14 protein-coding genes are annotated in these 19,175 nt (G+C 36.5%); 11 read left to right on the forward strand and 3 right to left on the reverse strand.

Features of this window, described 5'->3' with window-relative positions; translation table 11 throughout:
- The first annotated feature begins 243 nt into the window (after positions 1-243).
- Both RMX89_RS30245 and RMX89_RS30250 read left to right on the forward strand, forming a co-directional pair.
- Complete coding sequence (locus tag RMX89_RS30245; RefSeq protein WP_322691540.1) at positions 244-2,235, forward strand: serine/threonine phosphatase; 1,992 nt, start codon at positions 244-246, stop codon at positions 2,233-2,235.
- A gap of 141 nt (positions 2,236-2,376) precedes the next feature.
- Entirely contained in the window at positions 2,377-3,663 is a 1,287-nt protein-coding gene (locus RMX89_RS30250; RefSeq protein WP_322691541.1) for a protein kinase domain-containing protein, read from the forward strand.
- 105 nt (positions 3,664-3,768) lie between these two features.
- On the opposite strand, the gene RMX89_RS30255 is transcribed toward RMX89_RS30250, so the two are convergent.
- Positions 3,769-3,987 (reverse strand): DUF4327 family protein, encoded by a 219-nt coding sequence (locus RMX89_RS30255; RefSeq protein ID WP_012407469.1) that lies wholly within the window; start codon positions 3,985-3,987, stop codon positions 3,769-3,771.
- 857 nt (positions 3,988-4,844) lie between these two features.
- On the opposite strand from RMX89_RS30255, the gene RMX89_RS30260 reads away from it, so the two are divergent.
- The 9 genes from RMX89_RS30260 to RMX89_RS30300 all read left to right on the forward strand — a co-directional run bounded on the left by RMX89_RS30260 (position 4,845) and on the right by RMX89_RS30300 (position 15,863).
- Positions 4,845-5,234 carry a tetratricopeptide repeat protein gene (locus RMX89_RS30260; RefSeq protein ID WP_322691542.1) on the forward strand — a complete coding sequence of 130 codons (390 nt, stop codon included), beginning with the start codon at positions 4,845-4,847 and terminating at the stop codon, positions 5,232-5,234.
- 136 nt (positions 5,235-5,370) lie between these two features.
- Positions 5,371-6,348 (forward strand): hypothetical protein, encoded by a 978-nt coding sequence (locus tag RMX89_RS30265; protein WP_322691543.1) that lies wholly within the window; start codon positions 5,371-5,373, stop codon positions 6,346-6,348.
- A 15-nt stretch (positions 6,349-6,363) separates the two neighbouring features.
- On the forward strand, positions 6,364-7,107 hold the full coding sequence (locus RMX89_RS30270; protein ID WP_322691544.1) for a methyltransferase domain-containing protein: 744 nt from the start codon (positions 6,364-6,366) through the stop codon (positions 7,105-7,107).
- Positions 7,104-8,522 carry a hypothetical protein gene (locus tag RMX89_RS30275; protein ID WP_322691545.1) on the forward strand — a complete coding sequence of 473 codons (1,419 nt, stop codon included), beginning with the start codon at positions 7,104-7,106 and terminating at the stop codon, positions 8,520-8,522. Before RMX89_RS30270 ends, RMX89_RS30275 begins: the two co-directional genes overlap by 4 nt.
- Positions 8,523-8,525: 3 nt before the next feature.
- Positions 8,526-9,263 carry a class I SAM-dependent methyltransferase gene (locus tag RMX89_RS30280; RefSeq protein ID WP_322691546.1) on the forward strand — a complete coding sequence of 246 codons (738 nt, stop codon included), beginning with the start codon at positions 8,526-8,528 and terminating at the stop codon, positions 9,261-9,263.
- Between the two features lie 11 nt (positions 9,264-9,274).
- Positions 9,275-9,706, forward strand: a complete 432-nt coding sequence (locus RMX89_RS30285) for an FdtA/QdtA family cupin domain-containing protein (protein WP_322691547.1) — start codon at positions 9,275-9,277, stop codon at positions 9,704-9,706.
- Positions 9,687-10,790 carry a DegT/DnrJ/EryC1/StrS family aminotransferase gene (locus RMX89_RS30290; protein ID WP_322691548.1) on the forward strand — a complete coding sequence of 368 codons (1,104 nt, stop codon included), beginning with the start codon at positions 9,687-9,689 and terminating at the stop codon, positions 10,788-10,790. Before RMX89_RS30285 ends, RMX89_RS30290 begins: the two co-directional genes overlap by 20 nt.
- Before the next feature lie 179 nt (positions 10,791-10,969).
- Entirely contained in the window at positions 10,970-15,475 is a 4,506-nt protein-coding gene (locus RMX89_RS30295) for a glycosyltransferase (protein WP_322691549.1), read from the forward strand.
- 61 nt (positions 15,476-15,536) lie between these two features.
- The gene (locus tag RMX89_RS30300) at positions 15,537-15,863 is read left to right on the forward strand and encodes a helix-turn-helix domain-containing protein (protein ID WP_322684562.1); all 327 of its coding nucleotides are present in this window, start codon (positions 15,537-15,539) and stop codon (positions 15,861-15,863) included.
- A 177-nt stretch (positions 15,864-16,040) separates the two neighbouring features.
- Here RMX89_RS30300 and RMX89_RS30305 read toward each other — a convergent pair whose 3' ends face one another.
- Together RMX89_RS30305 and RMX89_RS30310 are read right to left on the reverse strand one after the other, a co-directional pair.
- Complete coding sequence (locus RMX89_RS30305; RefSeq protein WP_322684563.1) at positions 16,041-18,278, reverse strand: tetratricopeptide repeat protein; 2,238 nt, start codon at positions 18,276-18,278, stop codon at positions 16,041-16,043.
- Positions 18,279-18,469: 191 nt separating this feature from the next.
- Positions 18,470-19,024, reverse strand: a complete 555-nt coding sequence (locus tag RMX89_RS30310; RefSeq protein WP_322684564.1) for a type IV pilin-like G/H family protein — start codon at positions 19,022-19,024, stop codon at positions 18,470-18,472.
- Positions 19,025-19,175: the final 151 nt, after the last annotated feature.

Here is a 19,175-nt window from a genome sequence, read left to right on the forward strand (position 1 = left end):
TCCCCAGTCCCCAGTCCCCAGTCCCCAGTCCCCAGTCCCCAGTCCCCAGTCCCCATTTTCCATTTCCAAGGAATTAGCTGCCAATATATGAAATATTTATCTAATATGCGTCACAATTAATACTGCCACTAAAATTCATTGATCAACTACAATCTACTGTAGTCAGGGACAGCCAATTGTGGCACCTTGGATGTTAGTGGCTAGAAGCACCTTGGAACGAATGGGAATAAAGGAACTTCCACTATGCTGATTTGCCCTCAGTGTAAATTTGAAAACCCCAATAGCAACAAATTCTGTCAAAACTGTGGCACATCCCTGACTCACAAGGTTTGTCCTGAATGCGGTACCGATGATGTACCTGTGAATGTATTACGTTGTCATAACTGTGACGCAGAATGTGGAACAGTGTTTTGGGCAATTATTGCTAAAGAAACGACTGGGGAAGCTTTGAGAGGAGAAGGGGATGTCAAAGATGTGGGAGGTGAGGGAGATGAACAAGCAATACCCTCCTCATCTCCTGTATCTCCTACTCAAATTACATTAGGCTCCTATTTAGACTCCCAAGAACGCTATCAATTATTAGATGCGCTACCTACGCAAACGGAAACTGCCATTATTACTGATGTGGGTGTGAGAGTTCTAGACTGTCAGCCGTATCAAATATCACCGATTGAGGCAATCCTAGAAAATCAGGAATCAGATTTGCTCACACCATCAGTGGAAGCGAATGAGATTCCTCGCCTTGCTAAACTTTATATTGCTTTACAATCCCAAAGTGAGCGGAGGATACCGTCGATTCACGACGCATGGCAGCAAGGTGATATACAGGTATTAATAATCGAAAACCGCTCGGATTGGCAGTATTTACTCGACCTGTGGCAAGAAGAAACAACCAGTTCGTTAAAAATTTTACACTGGTGTTATGAAATGACCCAACTTTGGGCAGTATTGGAACCAGTAAATTGTCGTCAAAGCCTTTTAGATTTGTCGAATTTGCGATTGGATGAAGACCAAACGTTGGCACTACAAAGGTTGTATGTGGAATCACCGAATTCTCAGCCTGCCACAGAGTCGTCAGAAGATGTCCCTCGCCAAACATCTGCCATTCCAGAGGAGCCGTTAACTATCCAAGCTTTGGGAAGGGTTTGGCAAGCACTATTTAGACAATCGCAACGGACTCAATTTGGCTCCGTAGTCCAAATGTTGGGGGATTTAGAGGTAGGTAAGATTCAGACGATCGCCCAATTGCGATCGCGTTTGGAGGAAATCTCTGTTGAACTGGAAGCATTAGGAAGCGCAACTTTGCCCCCAATAAAGGAGAACAATACTGCTGTGTCCACTACCCCACAATCAGATGAGTTAGAAGATATCATTAGCAAAACTGATGATATGCCAACTGTGGTGCTGGCGATGCAGTTAAGTAGCTTAGAAGATGCAGGACGCACAGATGTGGGGCGTCAACGTCATCATAACGAGGACTGCTTTGGCATCGAAACCAAAATTCAGAAACTGGAGTTCCCTAAAAGTCGAGTTTTAGAAGGGCATGGTTTGTATATTCTTTGTGATGGTATGGGTGGACATGCTGGCGGCGAGATAGCCAGCGAGTTAGCAGTCAACACCCTACAGGAATACTTTCAAGAACACTGGATTGCCAACCAGCTGCCAACAGAAGATAGCATTCGTGAGGCAGTGTATTTAGCTAATGAGGCGATTTACAAGCTCAATCAACAAGATGCCCGTTCTGGAGTTGGGCGTATGGGTACAACTTTAGTAATGCTTTTAATTCAAGATACTCAAGCAGCAGTTGCTCATGTGGGAGATAGCCGTCTCTATCGCCTGACGCGCAAGCAGGGGCTAGAACAAGTCACAGTAGATCACGAAGTTGGGCAACGGGAAATAAATCGAGGAGTGGAAGCAAGCATAGCTTACGCCCGCCCAGATGCTTACCAACTTACCCAAGCCTTGGGGCCTCGTGATGAAAACTCGATTAATCCCGACGTTGGCTTTTTCGACATCAACGAAGACACTCTTCTGCTGTTGGCATCGGACGGTCTATCAGACAATGATTTACTAGAAACTCATTGGCAGAGCCACTTAGAACCCTTACTTAGTTCTGGTGTTAACTTAGAACGGGGCGTTACAGAATTAATTGATTTGGCAAATCAACACAACGGTCACGACAATATTACTGGTATACTTATTCGGGCAAAAGTACGTCCAAATCTAGAAAGTTAAAGAAGGGACTGGGGACGGGGGACTGGGGACTAGGGACTAAGATAAAATTCTTTATACCCAATACCCAATCCCCAATCCCCAATCCCCAATCCCCAATCCCCAATCCCCAATACTCAGTCCTCTTACCTTATAGGTTACATTGTGGTTAGTCTGACCCTGTTAGAACCGCAACAGAAAACGCCCCTCCAGCAGTGGAGCTTTGAGAACTCCTCCATAATTCGGATTGGTCGAGCGGCAGATAATCACGTTGTTTTAAATGATAGTTTAGTTTCGCGGCATCATCTAGAACTGAGAAAAGTCGGTGATGCTAGCAATGGCGATGCTTGGCAGCTGATTAGTCAGGGTACAAATGGGACTTTTCTCAACGGTATCCTTGTACTTCAGAGTCCGTTACCAGATAATTCCCTTTTGCAATTGGCACAGGGAGGCCCAATATTGCAATTCCAAATTCAGCAGGTAACAGTACTGGAAAATGGTTTGCGATCGCACCAACAAATACAAGGTACAGAAGAAAACGCCGCCGAGACACTTTACTCAGCAGGAAATCTGGCAAATTTATCTTCCACTTGTACGCACGAAGGCAACTCCCCAAACAATCTGTTTTGCATCCACTGCGGTCAACCTCTCTCAGTCCAACAGAGAATTCGCCATTATCAGGTGTTGCGAACTCTCGGACAAGGAGGTATGGGTACTACCTATCTGGCTTGGGATGAGGCTGGTCTGATTGCGGGTGTGCCACAACTGCTGGTGTTGAAGCAAATGAATGCTGATATGCTAAAAATTGTCAAAGCTCAAGAGTTATTTGAGCGAGAGGCGCATACTCTCAAATCCCTTAACCATCCTGGAATTCCCAAGTATTATGACTTCTTTGTAGAAGGTGGAAAAAAATACTTGGCAATGGAACTAATCCACGGACAAGATTTGGAGAAACGTGTCTATACCACTGGCCCAGTGACACCAAACCAAGCGATCGCTTGGATGATCCAAACCTGTGATATTTTAGACTATCTTCATAGCCAAGAGCCTCCACTGATTCACCGCGATATCAAACCCGCCAATTTAATGGTGCGAAGTTCAGAAAATCGTATAGTGGTGCTAGATTTTGGCGCAGTTAAGGAAATTGGCACAGCACCCGGTACTCGAATTGGTGCAGAAGGTTACTGCGCTCCCGAACAAGAAAGAGGACAACCTTTGACTCAATCTGATTTGTATGCAATTGGGCCAACGCTGATTTTTCTGCTCACCGGCGAAAACCCGTTCAAGTATTACCGCCAACGAGGGCGAAACTTCAGGTTTGATGTGGCAAAAGTTCCCACCATTAGTTCCCAATTAAGAGATGTTATCGATCGGGTTACAGAACCATTGCCACGCGATCGCTATCAAAACGCAAAAGAATTGGCTGCGGCTTTAGCTTCCTGCAAAGTTTAGAGAATCGGGAGTATGTAGAGACGCGATTAATCGCGTCTAGGGAGTAGTGAATATTAAAAATTTCTATTCCCTATGCCCTATGCCCTATTTTCTATGCCCTATTCCCTACTCTTCATCCCAAGTTTCTACAGCTAGCAATTCACTAACTGGGTCTTGCATACTAAAGCCAAAGTCAAGCAGTTCTTGTTTCCAGTGCTGCCATTCATTACCATAGAGCAGAGCGATTTTCCAGATGCTATCGCTTGGCTTGATAATATTCGATTCTATGAGTGATTGCACGTTGCGCTGCAATTTCACCATTGGGTGAATCACTTGCTGAGTCATAACCTCGATTGAATTCTGAATTTTGTGGGTAAATGCTTAATTAAAACTGCTTCCCATTCTGCAATTGTTGCCGGCCCGTAGAGTGGTTTAATTTGGTAAAGCTAGTCTTAACTTTTTAACTATACCATAACAAACTCTACTAAGTTACTGATAAATTCGGTTTTGTACGGTAATTACCACCAGAAAATCCCAATTTTACCAAGCAGTCCTTAAACTTTTCGCAGAAGTCAGACAAAAGTTTTGGGAGAAGGAGTAAGGGATGCTTATGTTTACCCTTTTTCCTTTAACTTTTGCCCCTTTTGTTTTTCCTCTTTACGTTTACCTTTTTTCCGCAACAGTGCAACACTACCTTTCGTAAGATATCTATTGTGGACGCCGAGCAGAATAATTAGTCCTCAGGGAAGTTCCACTAAGTAGTGTGACTGAGGACTACTAGGAAAATTCTGTTTGTTTAAATTAGGAAAAATATGCTTGTTGCAGTAGCTATAGGATACGAGCTAATTTGAAAGTTGTTGATTTAAATGTTATTTAGCTTATCGCAAACATCTGGTTTTAGGCAAAATAATTGCAAATCTTTATATAATTTTAATCTTTTGCTCAGAGAATAAGACCTGTTAGGGCACAGGGTAGGGTTTTGCTTTGAGGTATAGGAGCGATGCCTACGGCGGTAAACTACGCATGGCAAAATTGTTGCTACAGCATAGGCTTACCATAAAGTTCTCTCGTCTTCAGAGTCAGCATTTGAAGTTTGTGTAAAAAATTTTTAGCGCGGATGTTAGTTTCTGTTGAGCAGATGGGTATCCTCAGAACGGAGGCTTGCTGATACTTAAGTGTTTACCGCAGCAAGTATGTGACACATGGCTGGTTCAGACGAAGAATACCTAATTACCCGCAAAAAGCAGATTCAGCGGCGACAAAAGATTCTCACGATAGTGTCGATGTTCTCGTTTTTTGGTTCTACGCTATTTGCAGTAATTCCGGCAATCCAACAGGCTACCCAACCTAAGCCAGCAACTGCGTCTGCTTCTCCTGAGTCAGGATTACAGCAACAGGCGCGGGGCTACGAGCTGGTTTTACAACGGGAACCAGAAAACCAACTTGCTTTAGAGAAACTGTCTGTGCTGCGGTTGCAATTGAAAGATTATAAAGGTGCAATAGAGCCTTTGGAAAAGCTGGTGAAGCTGCACCCCGATCGGCAAGATTACAAGACTGTTTTGGCGAATGTGAAAAAGAAAATGGGCGAGTAAGAGCTTTCCTTGTGATCAAGCATTTATCGCCACGAAAGGTTAGTAACTAAGAAGACAGGTTAATACAGCCTTAGAGTGTTAAGTATGCACCAAAAACGGTTACAGCAAGTTATTCATATTTTAATCATAAAAAATAATGAACAAACACTTTATTTTATCTATTGATGATAAATATGAAATTAAGGTAAATTACTTTATCGAGAGCGAAGTAAATCATATTTTCAATACTTATAATTTTTTTAATATTCATCAAACTGAGCGGGCTTTCTATTTTCAATTATGTAAAAAAAATTCTGAAATAGTATTGGGTACAATACATTTTACAGAAATTGCCTCTAATGTATTCAAAAGTCCAGCAAAAGGAACATTTGGAGGATTTGTAATTCAAGAAAATATCGAGTTCAATATTTATGAGCAGTTTATTAGAACTGTTGATGATTATTTATGGTGTATAGGTGCTAATAGAATAGAAGTTATAATGCAACCTATGTGTCATAATCCATCTTTATTTTCTCTCACTTATAATATTATGATAAGGCTCGGCTATGCAGTCGAAAATCATGAGCTTAATTATAATTTAGTTGTGGATAATCTATGCTTTTCTACAAAAATTAATCATGGCAATAGAAAAAGGTTAAATAAATGTTTAAGAGAGGGTTTTACAGGCAAAGAACTTGATTATTCAGTTTATGAGCAAGCTTATTCTGTTATTTTAGAAAATAGGATAAGGCGAGGATTCATATTTTCAATGAACTATGAACAAATTTTACAAATGGTTAATCTTTTCCCCGAAAAAATAAAATTATTTGGTGTCTTTAATAAAAATACAATTGTATGTAGCAGTATATGTGTGGTAATTAATCCTTTAATACTTTATGTCTATGCTTGGGGTGATATAGAGAATATGCAAAATTATAGCCCAATAACACTTCTAGCTAATCATATATATGAATACGCTCAGAAAAAAGCTTTTAAAGTCCTTGATCTTGGTACATCAACAATTTTAGGAGAACCCAATATTGGATTGATGCAATTCAAAAAAAATTTAGGATGCCAAGAATCTCTTAAATTATCTTTTTCAAAAAATTTTAAAAGAATAATTTTCAAAAATTAATAAAATTATAAAAATATGGAAATACGAAATTTAAAAAAATACTACGAAGATTATCTTAATCTTCCTTTTGAAGAGATCCAAATCTCTTATAGAAGAAAGAAAATACTGGAATATTTAGTGACATATAAAGCTCAAAAAGTATGTGAAATTGGTTGCGGCTTAGATCCTTTATTTAACTACATAAGTAGCTTTGAAAGTATACACATTGTTGAACCAATATTGGAATTTTATGACAATGCTTGTGTGATGGCTAAGAGTAGAAGTAATGTCACAGTACATTTAGGTAAATTAGAAGATAACATTGCTTCTCTTTCCAAAGAGAAATTTGATTATATTGTCATGAGTAGTCTTTTACATGAAGTTGAAAATCCAGAAGAGTTATTAAGGTCTATTAATCAAATAAGTTCCGCTAATACTGTAATCCATGTTAATGTTCCAAATGCAAAATCATTTCACCGCATATTAGCTTACGAAATGGGTTTAATAAGTAATATTTTTGAAAAATCTGCTACCCAAAATAAAATGCAGCAATTTAAAACTTTTGATTTGGAAAACTTAAAATCTTTCGTAATTAGTCATGGCTTCTCTATAATTGAATCTGGATCTTACTTTATTAAGCCTTTTACTCATGAGCAAATGCAAAAAATGTATACTCAAAATATTCTTACAAAAGAAATTTTAAATGGATTGTATCTGATGGTTAAATATATGCCAGAAATGGGTTCTGAAATTTTTGTTAATATCAAAGCAAATAAATGATGGAAAGACAAGCTACAATCATAGGAAATAATGTTTCTAGTCTAGTAGCTGCAATTGCCTTAGCAGATCAAGATTGGAAAGTAAAGATAATAAATCCATTATCTAGTTGGGGCGCACATTTTGGTGGTTTAACGTTTCACAACGATCATTTTGATTGTGGGATGACCTTTTTTGAGTTCGATTCGTTTCATCAGTATCAATCTGATGAGGTTTTGAATTATAATCCCAATTTACGAAATGATTCTGGAAGATTTACTTCTTTAATAAAAAGTTATGTAAGTGATTTAATAATAACAAAAGTAGTTCCTCAACCTAAAATGTTTTTTAATGGGGAAATATTTGGTGATTTAATGATTTCTAATAACCTAAGTGTTTTTCAAAAACTTAGTGTTGGAATTAAAGAAGCTATTCAAAAAGAACTGTTAGAAATAACAAGTAATTCTAACAGTTCACTTCATGCTAAGAATAAACTTAAAAATAATTTATTTTTTACTAATAACTTTAACGCAATATCGCTGGCAAATCAGGGTACAACTTTTCACAATCTTTTTATTGAATCTTTTTGCAAAAAAGTTATATATAAAAATACTGCGGATTTTTTAGGAATTTACCATAGAGGTGTATGGCTACCACTTTACTATCCTGAGACTATCTTATCTCAGTTTGAAATAGCACCACAAATTTTAAAATATACAGAATTTTATTATCCATATCAGGGATATGCAGGTACTTTTGTTAATGCTTTATTAATGAAAGCTCAGGATAATAGTAGAATTAATATCGAAAATACAACTATAAAATCTCTTATTTTTAATGATTGTTATCAATTACAGTTAGCTAACGATCATTTTGTTGAGACTAATAATCTTGTGTGGGGCTTAGACCTATTTCCACTTATCAAACTTATTCAAGAAAATCAGCAGCCATTAAGTTATGACAAAGCATCTATAAGCATTTGTTTTATAGGAATTTTAAGTAATATGATAAATAGGGAATTTAGCACCTTATTTATTTTGGATAAAGAATTTATTTCATATAGAGTAACTAATCAAAATATATGTTCCAGAAGCAGTTCGTATCTCACTAAAATAGTAGTAGAGTTTAATACTGATTTCGCAACATCAATAGGAGTTATAGATGAAGCACAAATCAAAACTAGAATAGAATCTGAATTAATTAAATTACATATTATAGAATGCAATACTGATATTCAGTATTTTTATTGTAAGCACTGGAAACATTCATTAATGGTTCCTAGCCAAAATAGTTATGAATGCTTTAATACTGAGAAATCTATGGTATTAAGAAAATTTCCAGAGATTAAACTTATCGGTAATAGCTCTAGTTTTATGTCGTCATCTTTAAATGATCAAATAATACAGGGCTTCCAGGTTGCTAAACAAATGGAGATTTAAAAAATGGGAATATCAAAAGAAGAACTAAATAAAATTGCCTTAGATTATCACACGAATGAAAATATTCCAGACAAGCACATAGAAGATTTGGGTCAGATATATACTATTAAATGGGTTAAAAAGCACCTTCAAGGAAAAACACAAGTTCTCGAATTAGGGTATGGTGAAGGTATTTTTACGACTGCTTTAGTACATGATAATTATAACGTCACTTTAGTTGAAGGATCTTCTGTTCTAATAGATAAAGCAAAAGAAAAATTTGGTCAAAAAGTTGATTATGTTCATTGCTTATTTGAAGACTACGAGCCAGTTAAAAAATTCGACGCAATTTTAGCACTGCACGTTTTAGAACATATTGAGCAACCTAGAGTTTTATTAAAGCAAATGAAACAATGGCTCAAAGATGATGGTGTAATCATAGCTATTGTACCCAATAAAAATTCTATTCATAGGAAATTAGCTGTAATCATGGGTTTACAACCCGCATTAGATACTTTAAGTCAAAGAGACTTATTGGTGGGACATCAGAGAGTATATTCTCTGGAAACGCTTGAAGCAGATATAAAAGCTACCGATTATCATGTGGTAGATTCAACAGGTTTTTTTCTGAAAGTTCTACCAAATTCTATGATGCTTGAATATTCTCAAGATTTATTGAGGGCATTAAATGAAGTATCCACTAGTATTCCCAAAGATTTATTAGCCAATATCGGCGTAGTAGCACAAATTCAAAATAAATAATTAGCAACATCATGAATGTATCCAGATGTAAGCTTATTGAGCTTCCCAAAATTCAAGACTCTCGCGGAAACTTAACTTTTGTTGAAAGTGATAAACATATCCCATTTGACATCAAACGAGTTTTCTATTTATATGATGTGCCAGGTGGTTCAAATCGTGCGGGTCATGCGCTGAACAAATGTCATCAGTTTTTGATAGCAATGTCTGGTAGTTTTGATGTTACCATTTATGACGGATTTCAAAAAAATAACTATCATTTGAATCGCTCTTATTATGGACTTTATATATCTCCTCTAACTTGGAGAGAAATTGATAATTTTTCTTCTGGAGCGGTATGTATGGCTTTAGCTTCAGAACTTTATGACGAGTCTGATTACTACCGTCATTATGAAGAATTCATCAAAGCAGTGAGAAACAAAGATAATGAAAGTTCCATTTCTTGATTTAAAAGCTCCTTATCTGGAACTAAAAGAAGAGCTTGATGCAGCTTATCAGCGCGTCATGGGGTCTGGCTGGTATATTCTTGGTCAGGAAGTAGAAGCTTTTGAAGAAGAGTTTGCAGTTTACTGTGAAACTAAGTATTGCGTTGGGGTAGGTAATGGATTAGAAAGCTTGCATTTAATTTTACGAGCTATGGAAATAGGTGCAGGTGATGAGGTAATTGTTCCAGCTAATACTTATATTGCCACTTGGTTAGCAGTTTCTTATGCAGGAGCAACACCAGTAGCAGTTGAACCAGATATCAATACTTATAATATTGACCATAAGAAAATAGAAGCAGCTATTACTTCCAAAACAAAAGCAATCATAGCAGTTCATCTCTATGGTCAGCCAGCAGATATGGATTGCATCAATGAAATTGCTAATAGACATAATCTTAAGGTTATTGAAGATGCGGCTCAAGCACATGGCGCACGTTATAAAAATCGTCGAGTTGGTAGTTTAGGAGATGCAGCAGGGTTTAGTTTTTATCCTGGTAAAAATTTAGGGGCTTTTGGTGATGGGGGAGCAGTTACTACCAACGATGCTAAATTAGCTGATAAAATTCGTCTGCTCCGTAACTATGGCTCTCGCGTTAAGTATGAGAATGAAGTCAAAGGATTTAATTCACGATTGGATGAATTACAGGCTGCTTTCTTAAGAGTGAAGCTTACGAAATTAGATGAATGGAATGAACGACGCAAACAAATAGCTATATACTATCTAAAATCATTGCAAGAAGTTGTAGATTTAAAATTACCCTATGTCCCAGAATGGGCCGAGCCAGTATGGCATTTATTTGTAATCGCTCATCCTCAAAGAGACAATCTAAAAAATCATTTAGATACTTCTGGCATTGGTAGTTTAATTCATTATCCTATTCCTCCTCACTTGTCTAAAGCTTACATTGACAATGAATGGACTAAAGAAGTACTAGCAATTACAGAAAATATATCAACAAGAGTCCTTAGTTTACCTATGGGATCTCATCTTTCTAATAAACTCTTAGACAGAGTAATAGAAGTATTAAAAAAATGGGGTTCATAAAGTAAATCATAAATCAGGAAGCACTCAATTTTGGAAGAAATATAATTATTCGGTGTCAAAAAGTCTATTATCTGGTTGAGCTAAAAAAATGAGCTAAAAAAAGGGGATGCTCCCAGAAATCAATGCATTTATCATGAGTTTATTTATTAATTGTTTGGGTATACAAAGGAAACAATACTATGTCATTAGCAGAGTTTGAATTAGAAATATTAAAAACCATAGATGCAGGTGATTTAAATTTAGCTCTAAATCTAATTATTCACTTTGCTCATAAAATAGCCTATGGTAAAGCAAGTGTAATTACGATAACTAATGTATTTGGCTCAGTTATTTTAGATAAATTATGTCAACGCATTGGTAACGAACTTCTTAAAAATCAAAAACCTTTTTTTGAAAATCAATATAACTCAAATGATAATCTTATTATATATATAGCTACTCAACTATATAAAACTGGAGGACACACTGCCGTTATTGAGGATTTAATAAAAGCTCGACCAGAGAAGAAACATTTAATTCTGATTACTGATACCTTTAATTCAACTGATCGTTCAGCAGTTGAAGAGAGATTTAGACCCTTGAACGTGCAGATACTTTGGTCAACAAAAGGCACATCAATAGACAAGTTGAAGTGGCTTCAGGAAGCTTTGATAGCCAATCCTGCAAATCAAGTATTTCTATTTAATCATCCACAGGATGCTGTAGCAGTAGCGGCAGTACAGCCAAATTTAACACCAAACTTAATTTTTTATCATCATGCTGGTCATCTTCTTTGTCTTGGCGTATATCTTTCCTATGCACAACATATAGATAGTGACCCCGGTTCTTTCTATAACTGTCGTAATAATTTAGGAATTTCCAACAATATTTATCTTCCCTTAGTGGTTGATAACGTTTCTGATAGGTGTTCCTCTTCTTTTGTTTCAGACGGCCAATTAAGAACTTGTTCTTCTGGCAGTGAAAATAAGTTTAAAGAAATTCCTTATTTATATTCTTATATTCATGAAGTGCCTAAAATAATTGCCTCTACTGGTGGATTTCATATACATATTGGAGATTTATCACAGGATACACTTAGTGTTATAGAAAGAGGGTTAGAGAAATTTAGAATTAGTTTAGAACGATTTATTCACATTCCCTGGGTTAAAAGCTTAGGGAAAGCAATGTCCGAACATAAAGTTGATATATATTTAGAGTCATTTCCTTTAGGCGGTGGTCGTGCAGGTATTGAGGTTATGGCATCTGGTACACCAATTGTAGTTCATAATAATTATCGTTCTCGCCAACTTTGTAGTACAGATATTGCTTATCCAGAAGCTTTTCGCTGGCAAACACCCGACGAACTTTATAGATACTTAAGAAACATTAGTTCTGAAGTGTTAAAGACAGAATCTGTTTATTCGAGAAGACATTATCAAAAAAATCATATACCAAAAATATTACCAAAATTACTAAAAAAAATTGAATTAAGACAAACAACGCCTATCCCAGAGGAACTTAAACCATACTACAAAAATGATTTACAATCATTTTTTGATAAGTTTTTTGCTATTACAAACACTTATGTAATTGAAGATATTTTATCTTTAGGAATACAAGATAATCAGCCTGCACAAACAAACTATTACGATAAACAACAGCATCTAAGTGAAAAAAATATTATAACTAAAGTAGAACGAACAATAAGAAAGGAATCACCTCTTGTTAGTATTTGTATCCCTACTTATAATGGTGAAAAATTTATTGCAGAAGCTCTCCATAGTATTTTAAAACAAAGTTATCTAAATATAGAAATTATCATATCTGATGATAATTCTCGTGACGATACTGTTAATATCGCTAATTTATTCAAGCAAGAATCATGTTTTGAATTCTCAATTTTTCGACATAATCAGTATGGACTAGCTCAAAATTGGAACTATTGTATTTCTCAAGCTAAAGGTAAATATATAAAGTTTTTATTTCAAGATGATTTATTAGAGCCAACTGCTATTGAAGAAATGGTTAATTTGGCTGAACAAGATGAAGAAATAGGTTTAGTTTTTTCGCCGCGAACACTCTTCACTAATATTGATCATACCGTTTATGATTCAAATTTTTTAATGTATCACGAAGCTAAAGATGTACACAAAGCTTGGTCAACATTAAAGACAATTCAATCAGGACAGCAACTTTTACTAGATCCAAATATACTTGATAATCCAATTAATAAAATTGGAGAACCAAGCACAGTACTAATTAGAAAAGATGTTTTTGAAAAAGTAGGATTATTTAATTCTGAGTTTTGTCAACTTGTAGATTTGGAAATGTGGCTCAGAATTATGAGCCAATACCAAGTTGGTTTTGTCGATCAAGTTTTATCTCACTTTAGGATACACCCACAACAACAAACTCGTCGCAATACGGCTTTAAAAGATGCTATTATATTAGATTATAAAAGGTTTTTTCAGACAATTTACAGCGATCAAAGATATCCTCAAGCAACTAGACAACAAGCCCTTTATAGATACGCGGCTTTGAGCGAAAAAAATGCAGAATTGCAGAATTTGCGGAAACAAATAGCAGAAGAATGTCTAAATTCTTCAGACGATCAAATAACAGATATGTACGTGGGTCTGCTAGGTAAAACATATAAAATGTTAGTAACTAGTAGCATCAAACATGAAAGCTTGACTAATGATGAACAGATTTTTGTTAATAATATCGTTACAAGTATATCACAAGGTTTTGATCGACCAAAAGCAATTCAGAGTTTACTAGCAGCTATGCTGTATTGCCGTGCTGACCAGCTACCATTACAGTATGACCTCTCTCACATACCCCGTTGGTTAGTTCAGGACTATTTACAATTCCTATTTTCTTCCCCAGTTCACTTTCAAAAGCCGGGTGAAGCAGATAATTACTATTACTTTCTCCAAGGATGGATTAATTATTTACACACATCGATATTACAAAATTCTGATTCTCAATCGTGGGATAAAATAGTTAGTAATTTTGTGTCAATTTCTAATTTTATTCCACTATATTTTAATGAGCATAATCTTAAAGATATCTATGTTAAACGTGCAGAAATTATAGAATATTTACTAAAAGTTAAGGGTTATGAGGTAGATTACGATTTTGCTGATAGACCTATAACCAGAAAAAAAATTCGTTTGGGTGTCCTGGCTGCACATTTTCTACCTGGTTCTGAAACATTTGCTTACCTACCTGTTTATGAGCATATCAGTAGAGATTTTGAAGTAATTTTGTACTCTCTTAATCAAACTGGTCATCAACTAGAGCAATATTGCCAAAGCTGTGCCAACTCCTTTAAACTACTACCACAAGATTTAGTAGAACAGGTAAATATTATTCGTGCTGATGATCTCGATATATTGTTTATTGCTACCAATGTGACGGCAGTAACCAATCAAATCTGCTTCTTATCAATGCATCGGTTAGCCAGAATACAAATCACAAGTGGCGGATCTGTGGTAACAACAGGAATACGGCATATAGATTATTACATTTCTGGTACGCTAACCGATCCATCACCAACGGCAGAACAGCAATATAAAGAAAAGTTAGTGAAACTTGAAGGGTCTGCTCATTGCTTTAGTTATGGTAATGAAGAAGAAAATATAACTGTCAAAGTCGATCGAGAAAGTTTAGGTATATCCGAAGAAACAGTTATTTTTATCTCTGGTGCTAACTTCTTTAAAATTATCCCGGAACTAATTAATACTTGGGCAAAAATAATTTCTGGAGTTTCTAACTCTGTTTTAGTGCTTCTGCCATTTGGCCCGAATTGGTCAAACAATTATCCTAAAAAAGCCTTTGTAAATCAGTTAATTAAAGTATTTTCAAAGCATGGAATACCAGCAGAACAATTAATAGTTTTAGATCCTCAGCCAGTGCCAAATCGACAAGAAGTTAAAGAATACTTTAAAATTGCGGATATTTATCTAGATTCTTTTCCATTTTCTGGAACAACTTCTTTGATAGAACCACTACAGGTTAATTTACCAGTAATTGCTAGACGGGGAACTAGTTTTCGCTCTGCAATGGGGGCTGCAATGGTGCAAGCATTAAATATACCTGATTTAGTCACAGATAGTGAAGAGTCTTATATACAGTTAGCAGTTGCACTCGGCAATAACCCTGAGTTTTGCCAACAAAAGAGCGCCCAGATCAAGGAAAAAATGCAAGCTAATCCTAGTTTTCTAGATAGCCGCGCTTACTCAGCTAAAATAGGCAGCCTCTTTCAAGAACTATTTAGTAAATATCTTGCAGATACTCTGAGTCAAAATTTCCGCTTAGGAGATATTAATCTAATTATTTTCCCAGACTGGTTACAGCCAGAAGATTTACTATATCAAGATTTAGCAAGTGTCATTTCTACTCTCACCACTCACCCAGATAAAAGCCACATAACTCTTCTCATAGATACTCAAAATATTTCTGAAGAAGAAGCCGATATGCTTTTATCGTCTTTGACCATGAATTTACTCATGGAAGATGATGTAGATATAACTGAAGGGCCAGAAATTTCTCTGCTTAGTAAGATGAGTGATACACAATGGAAAACTCTTTTGCTTAGAATTCATACTCGAATTACTTTAGCAACAGATAATCACCAGGCGATCGCACAAGCCAAAGCAGAAACTCTTCCATCCTGCGATGTAGATAGCTTAAGTTTGTAGCAAGCACTTTACTGATTATTAAACAACGTTATAAGGATGCAATGCCAAGGGAAAAACAATAATGACACAGGAACCCGTTTTTGAAGAAAGCAGTGGCAACGTATTTGCTGACCTCGGTTTGTCGAATGCTTCAGAACTTTTTACGCGGGGCAAGATAGGGATTGAAGTACTTCGCCTCCTCTCTCAACGCAATTTGAAACAGCGCGAAATTAGCGAACTTCTTGGCATTCCCCAACCAGAAGTATCTCATTTGATGAAAGGAGAGTTTCAACGGTTCAGTGAAGGCAAACTCCTCATTTTCCTCAAGCGACTCGATACGGAAATCACTTTGCATCTTCGCCCTCATCATACGTCGGGCCAATCTGCTGAAACTGTGATCTCGCTATAGGGCAAAATTCGCCTACGCGGGTTAAAAACCTTACAGTCCACGGAGGTGGACTTTGCTTGTGTAGTGGTAAATCATATATCGCTTTTCATTTGGATGCAATACACTCTAACCTCTCTTTTACAAGGAGAGAGGCATTTGAATTTTACTCCCCTTCCCTTGTAGGGAAGGGGGTGGGGGTTAGGTCTGTATTCCATGCGATTGAGAACCGCTATAGTTCTGCCACATTTGTTCGTAAGCTTTCTCCATTTCACGGGTAAACTGCTTACCATTCCACAACGGGGCTGTTTGCCGAGATGCTTTCAGCTTCAAAGCGACTTGCTGACGTAAAGCCTCATCCTTCCCTAAGCGCACACCCCATTCTATATACTCTTCATCTGTCCAGGCAATACCTTCTGTGATACCCGCATTCACCATCATGGTGTAGCTGTTACGCGCTGCAAATTGTTCGCCAACTCTTGTCACTAAAGGAATACCCATCCACAATGTTTCTAAGGTTGTTGTCGCTCCGTTGTAGGGAAATGTATCTAATACAATATCAGCAATGCCTAAATTAGCACGATGAACTGACTCTGAATGAACTTGTGGTAAAAATCGTAACCGAGAACAATCTACACCTTCTTCTTCGGCAATTTGGTAAAAGAAGCGTTTAATTGTTTCCTGTTCAGCAAGTCCCTTAATCAAAAAGTAGCTGTTAGGTACTTGTTTAATAATTTGCATTTGCCACTTTGTCGTTTCTGGATGGCGTTTATATCCTCTTTGGGCGCTGAGATATACAACGGCATCCATAGGAATATCCAAGTCATCGCGGCGGAGAGTTGGTACACCAACTTCAAAACCATCTACTGCGATGTAAGTTTGAGGTAATCGCCAGATTTTTTCTGTATAGTAATCTTGTGCATCATCTGGCAGTACATAAGGATCTGCAATAAAGTAATCAATTGCAGGTATGCCTGATGCATCCCACCCCAGCCAAGTAACTTGAATGGGGGCTGGCTTGAGTGCCATCACTTCACTAGTAATATCTAGAGTGATGCTATCAAGGTCAATTAAAATATCAATTTCATCTTGATATATCTGGTCAGCAATTTCTAGACCATTCATACCTAATTGACGTGCTTTTCCTGCCTGACCTAAATACCAGTCCTGGAGATAGTCATTTACTAATTTATAGTTAACAAAATAAGTATGAATGTCAAATTTATCTCGATTATGATGCTGAAATAGCCAGCGAGCTAGCCAACCAACAGAATGATTTCTTAAAGCGTAAGATATATAACCAATTTTTAATTTTTTTGAATTAGTAGTTAAAGAGGAATGATTAATAATTTGGCGATCGTAGTTTTTTTCTTTTGATTTAGCAATAGCTTGAAGAGCGTGATTAAAAATTTCAGCTACTTTATTATGAATAGCTCGGAATTCAGCAGGAGTATCTTTAATGTGAGGTATCGCAAAAGATGGTGTAAGCAACCGTAATATTCTTGCTTCTTCTAAAGCAATTGGTTTGGCTTGGATAAACTTTTTATATACAGTTTCTAACTCTTGACAAGTTGTACATATTTCTTGCCAATATCCCCCTGCTGACATTAGACCTCTTAACAGCAAATGGAGTGCAAAAATTTTATCAGCCAAGCCTTCTGATAAGGAATAACACAACTTAGCTGTCTCTATACCCTGGGAATAATTACGAGCATCTTGATAAAAAATCGCTAAATGCCGCAAAATTTCTACATTTTCTGGCTCCAATCGTAAATGCAATTCCAGAAGAGATGATGCTAGTACAGGCTGTAGTAAAGTATGACCAATTTGCAGAGCAGCCGTAAGCAGTATATCGAAGCATTGATAAATATCAGAAAAGTAAGGTAAACAAGCTTCTGCTAAATCTAAATTTATTGGATGTAAAGGAATAGTACTTAAAACTTCTTGTAAAACTTGTGTTAATAGTTCGGTATTGACATTTGCACTTTGCTTTTCATTTAAAAATTTAATTAATCCCCACTCACGCAAATCATCAATTTCTTCCAATTTTTCGAGTTTGAGAGAAAGCAATAAAATCTGGAGTAAATTATTGATATCACTAGGATTAATTTCCCGCATATGCTGACGAATTAACCAGGCTATGGAGTATTGCCTTAGATTTTCGCGCCTTTCTGCTTCTATTTGCAAAAATTCAAACAGTTCAATTGTCCAAATTTCTAAATGCTTTTCGTCTGCCTCTGTCATTGGCAGCATCCAAGTCATTTGAGCTTCTGCCTCTTGACCTTGTAATAATAATATCAATCCTAAATGCCAATAATATGAAACAGCATTTGGTTCTATAGCAATTGCTTGCTCATATAATTTTGACGATTCCAGATAGTTTTCTTGAATGAAGTATTCTTCAGCCTGATTTTGCCAATTATATGTATTAGTAATCATTGTGATTGTTGGGGAAAAGTGTATGGGTAATATATTGTGAATGACTCACATTATGGAAATAAAGTGGATAGAAAAATCTACCCACTTTAAAAAATACATAATTTAGTTAAATGCAAACTACATAAAGAATTAGTTTTGCGATGAAGTGGCTTAACCGAACTATATTCTTACGTAGTAAATCATGTTTCTACTTATTTCAAAGAGGTAAAGTTGGCGGGGCAACTAGGTCCGTTTGCAGTATATGTAGCTGCTGCTACATCTGCACCAGTGTTAACTCTTGCCTGATTTGCTTCACATAAAATAGCTATGGTAGTAGCTTCACTTGTAGCAGCTTGTGTTGCTATACCCACACCACCAACATAACTTTTGAGAGGTGCATTATCAATTACTGTTTTTGCTTGGTTAGTTACAATACTGGCACTAGCACCACCACCATCAATTTTGTATATGTAATTTGTGGTTTGTGTTGCCACACCAAGACCTAACTTACCAAAGTCAGCTTGAGCTGCAAATGCGTTCTGTTCTAAGTAAAAAGCTTGCTGGGCACGGTTCATCGAACCTGTATAAGTTTTAGCTTCTGACTGCTTGGCTTTGTTAGCTTGGTTCAAGAAAGAAGGTAGAGCGATCGCAGACAAAATACCGATGATGATAATTACTACTAGTAATTCAATAAGTGTAAAACCCTCATTTTCATTCTTTTTGTTGAGGATGTGTTGGAGAAACTTAGCTTTTAATTCGGTTTTCATAAGTGTTTTCCTGGAGTAGGAAGTGCTTGGGTGTTCTAGATGTAACTTACCCAGCTGCGATCGCTTTCCTATCACCTCCAGAAAAAAAGTTTGAGGAGATACAATTACACGATCCAGAATCCTTGCATCCGAAATGACACAAACATCACTA

Source organism: Nostoc sp. DedSLP04, from assembly GCF_034530775.1.
Taxonomy (GTDB): domain Bacteria; phylum Cyanobacteriota; class Cyanobacteriia; order Cyanobacteriales; family Nostocaceae; genus Nostoc.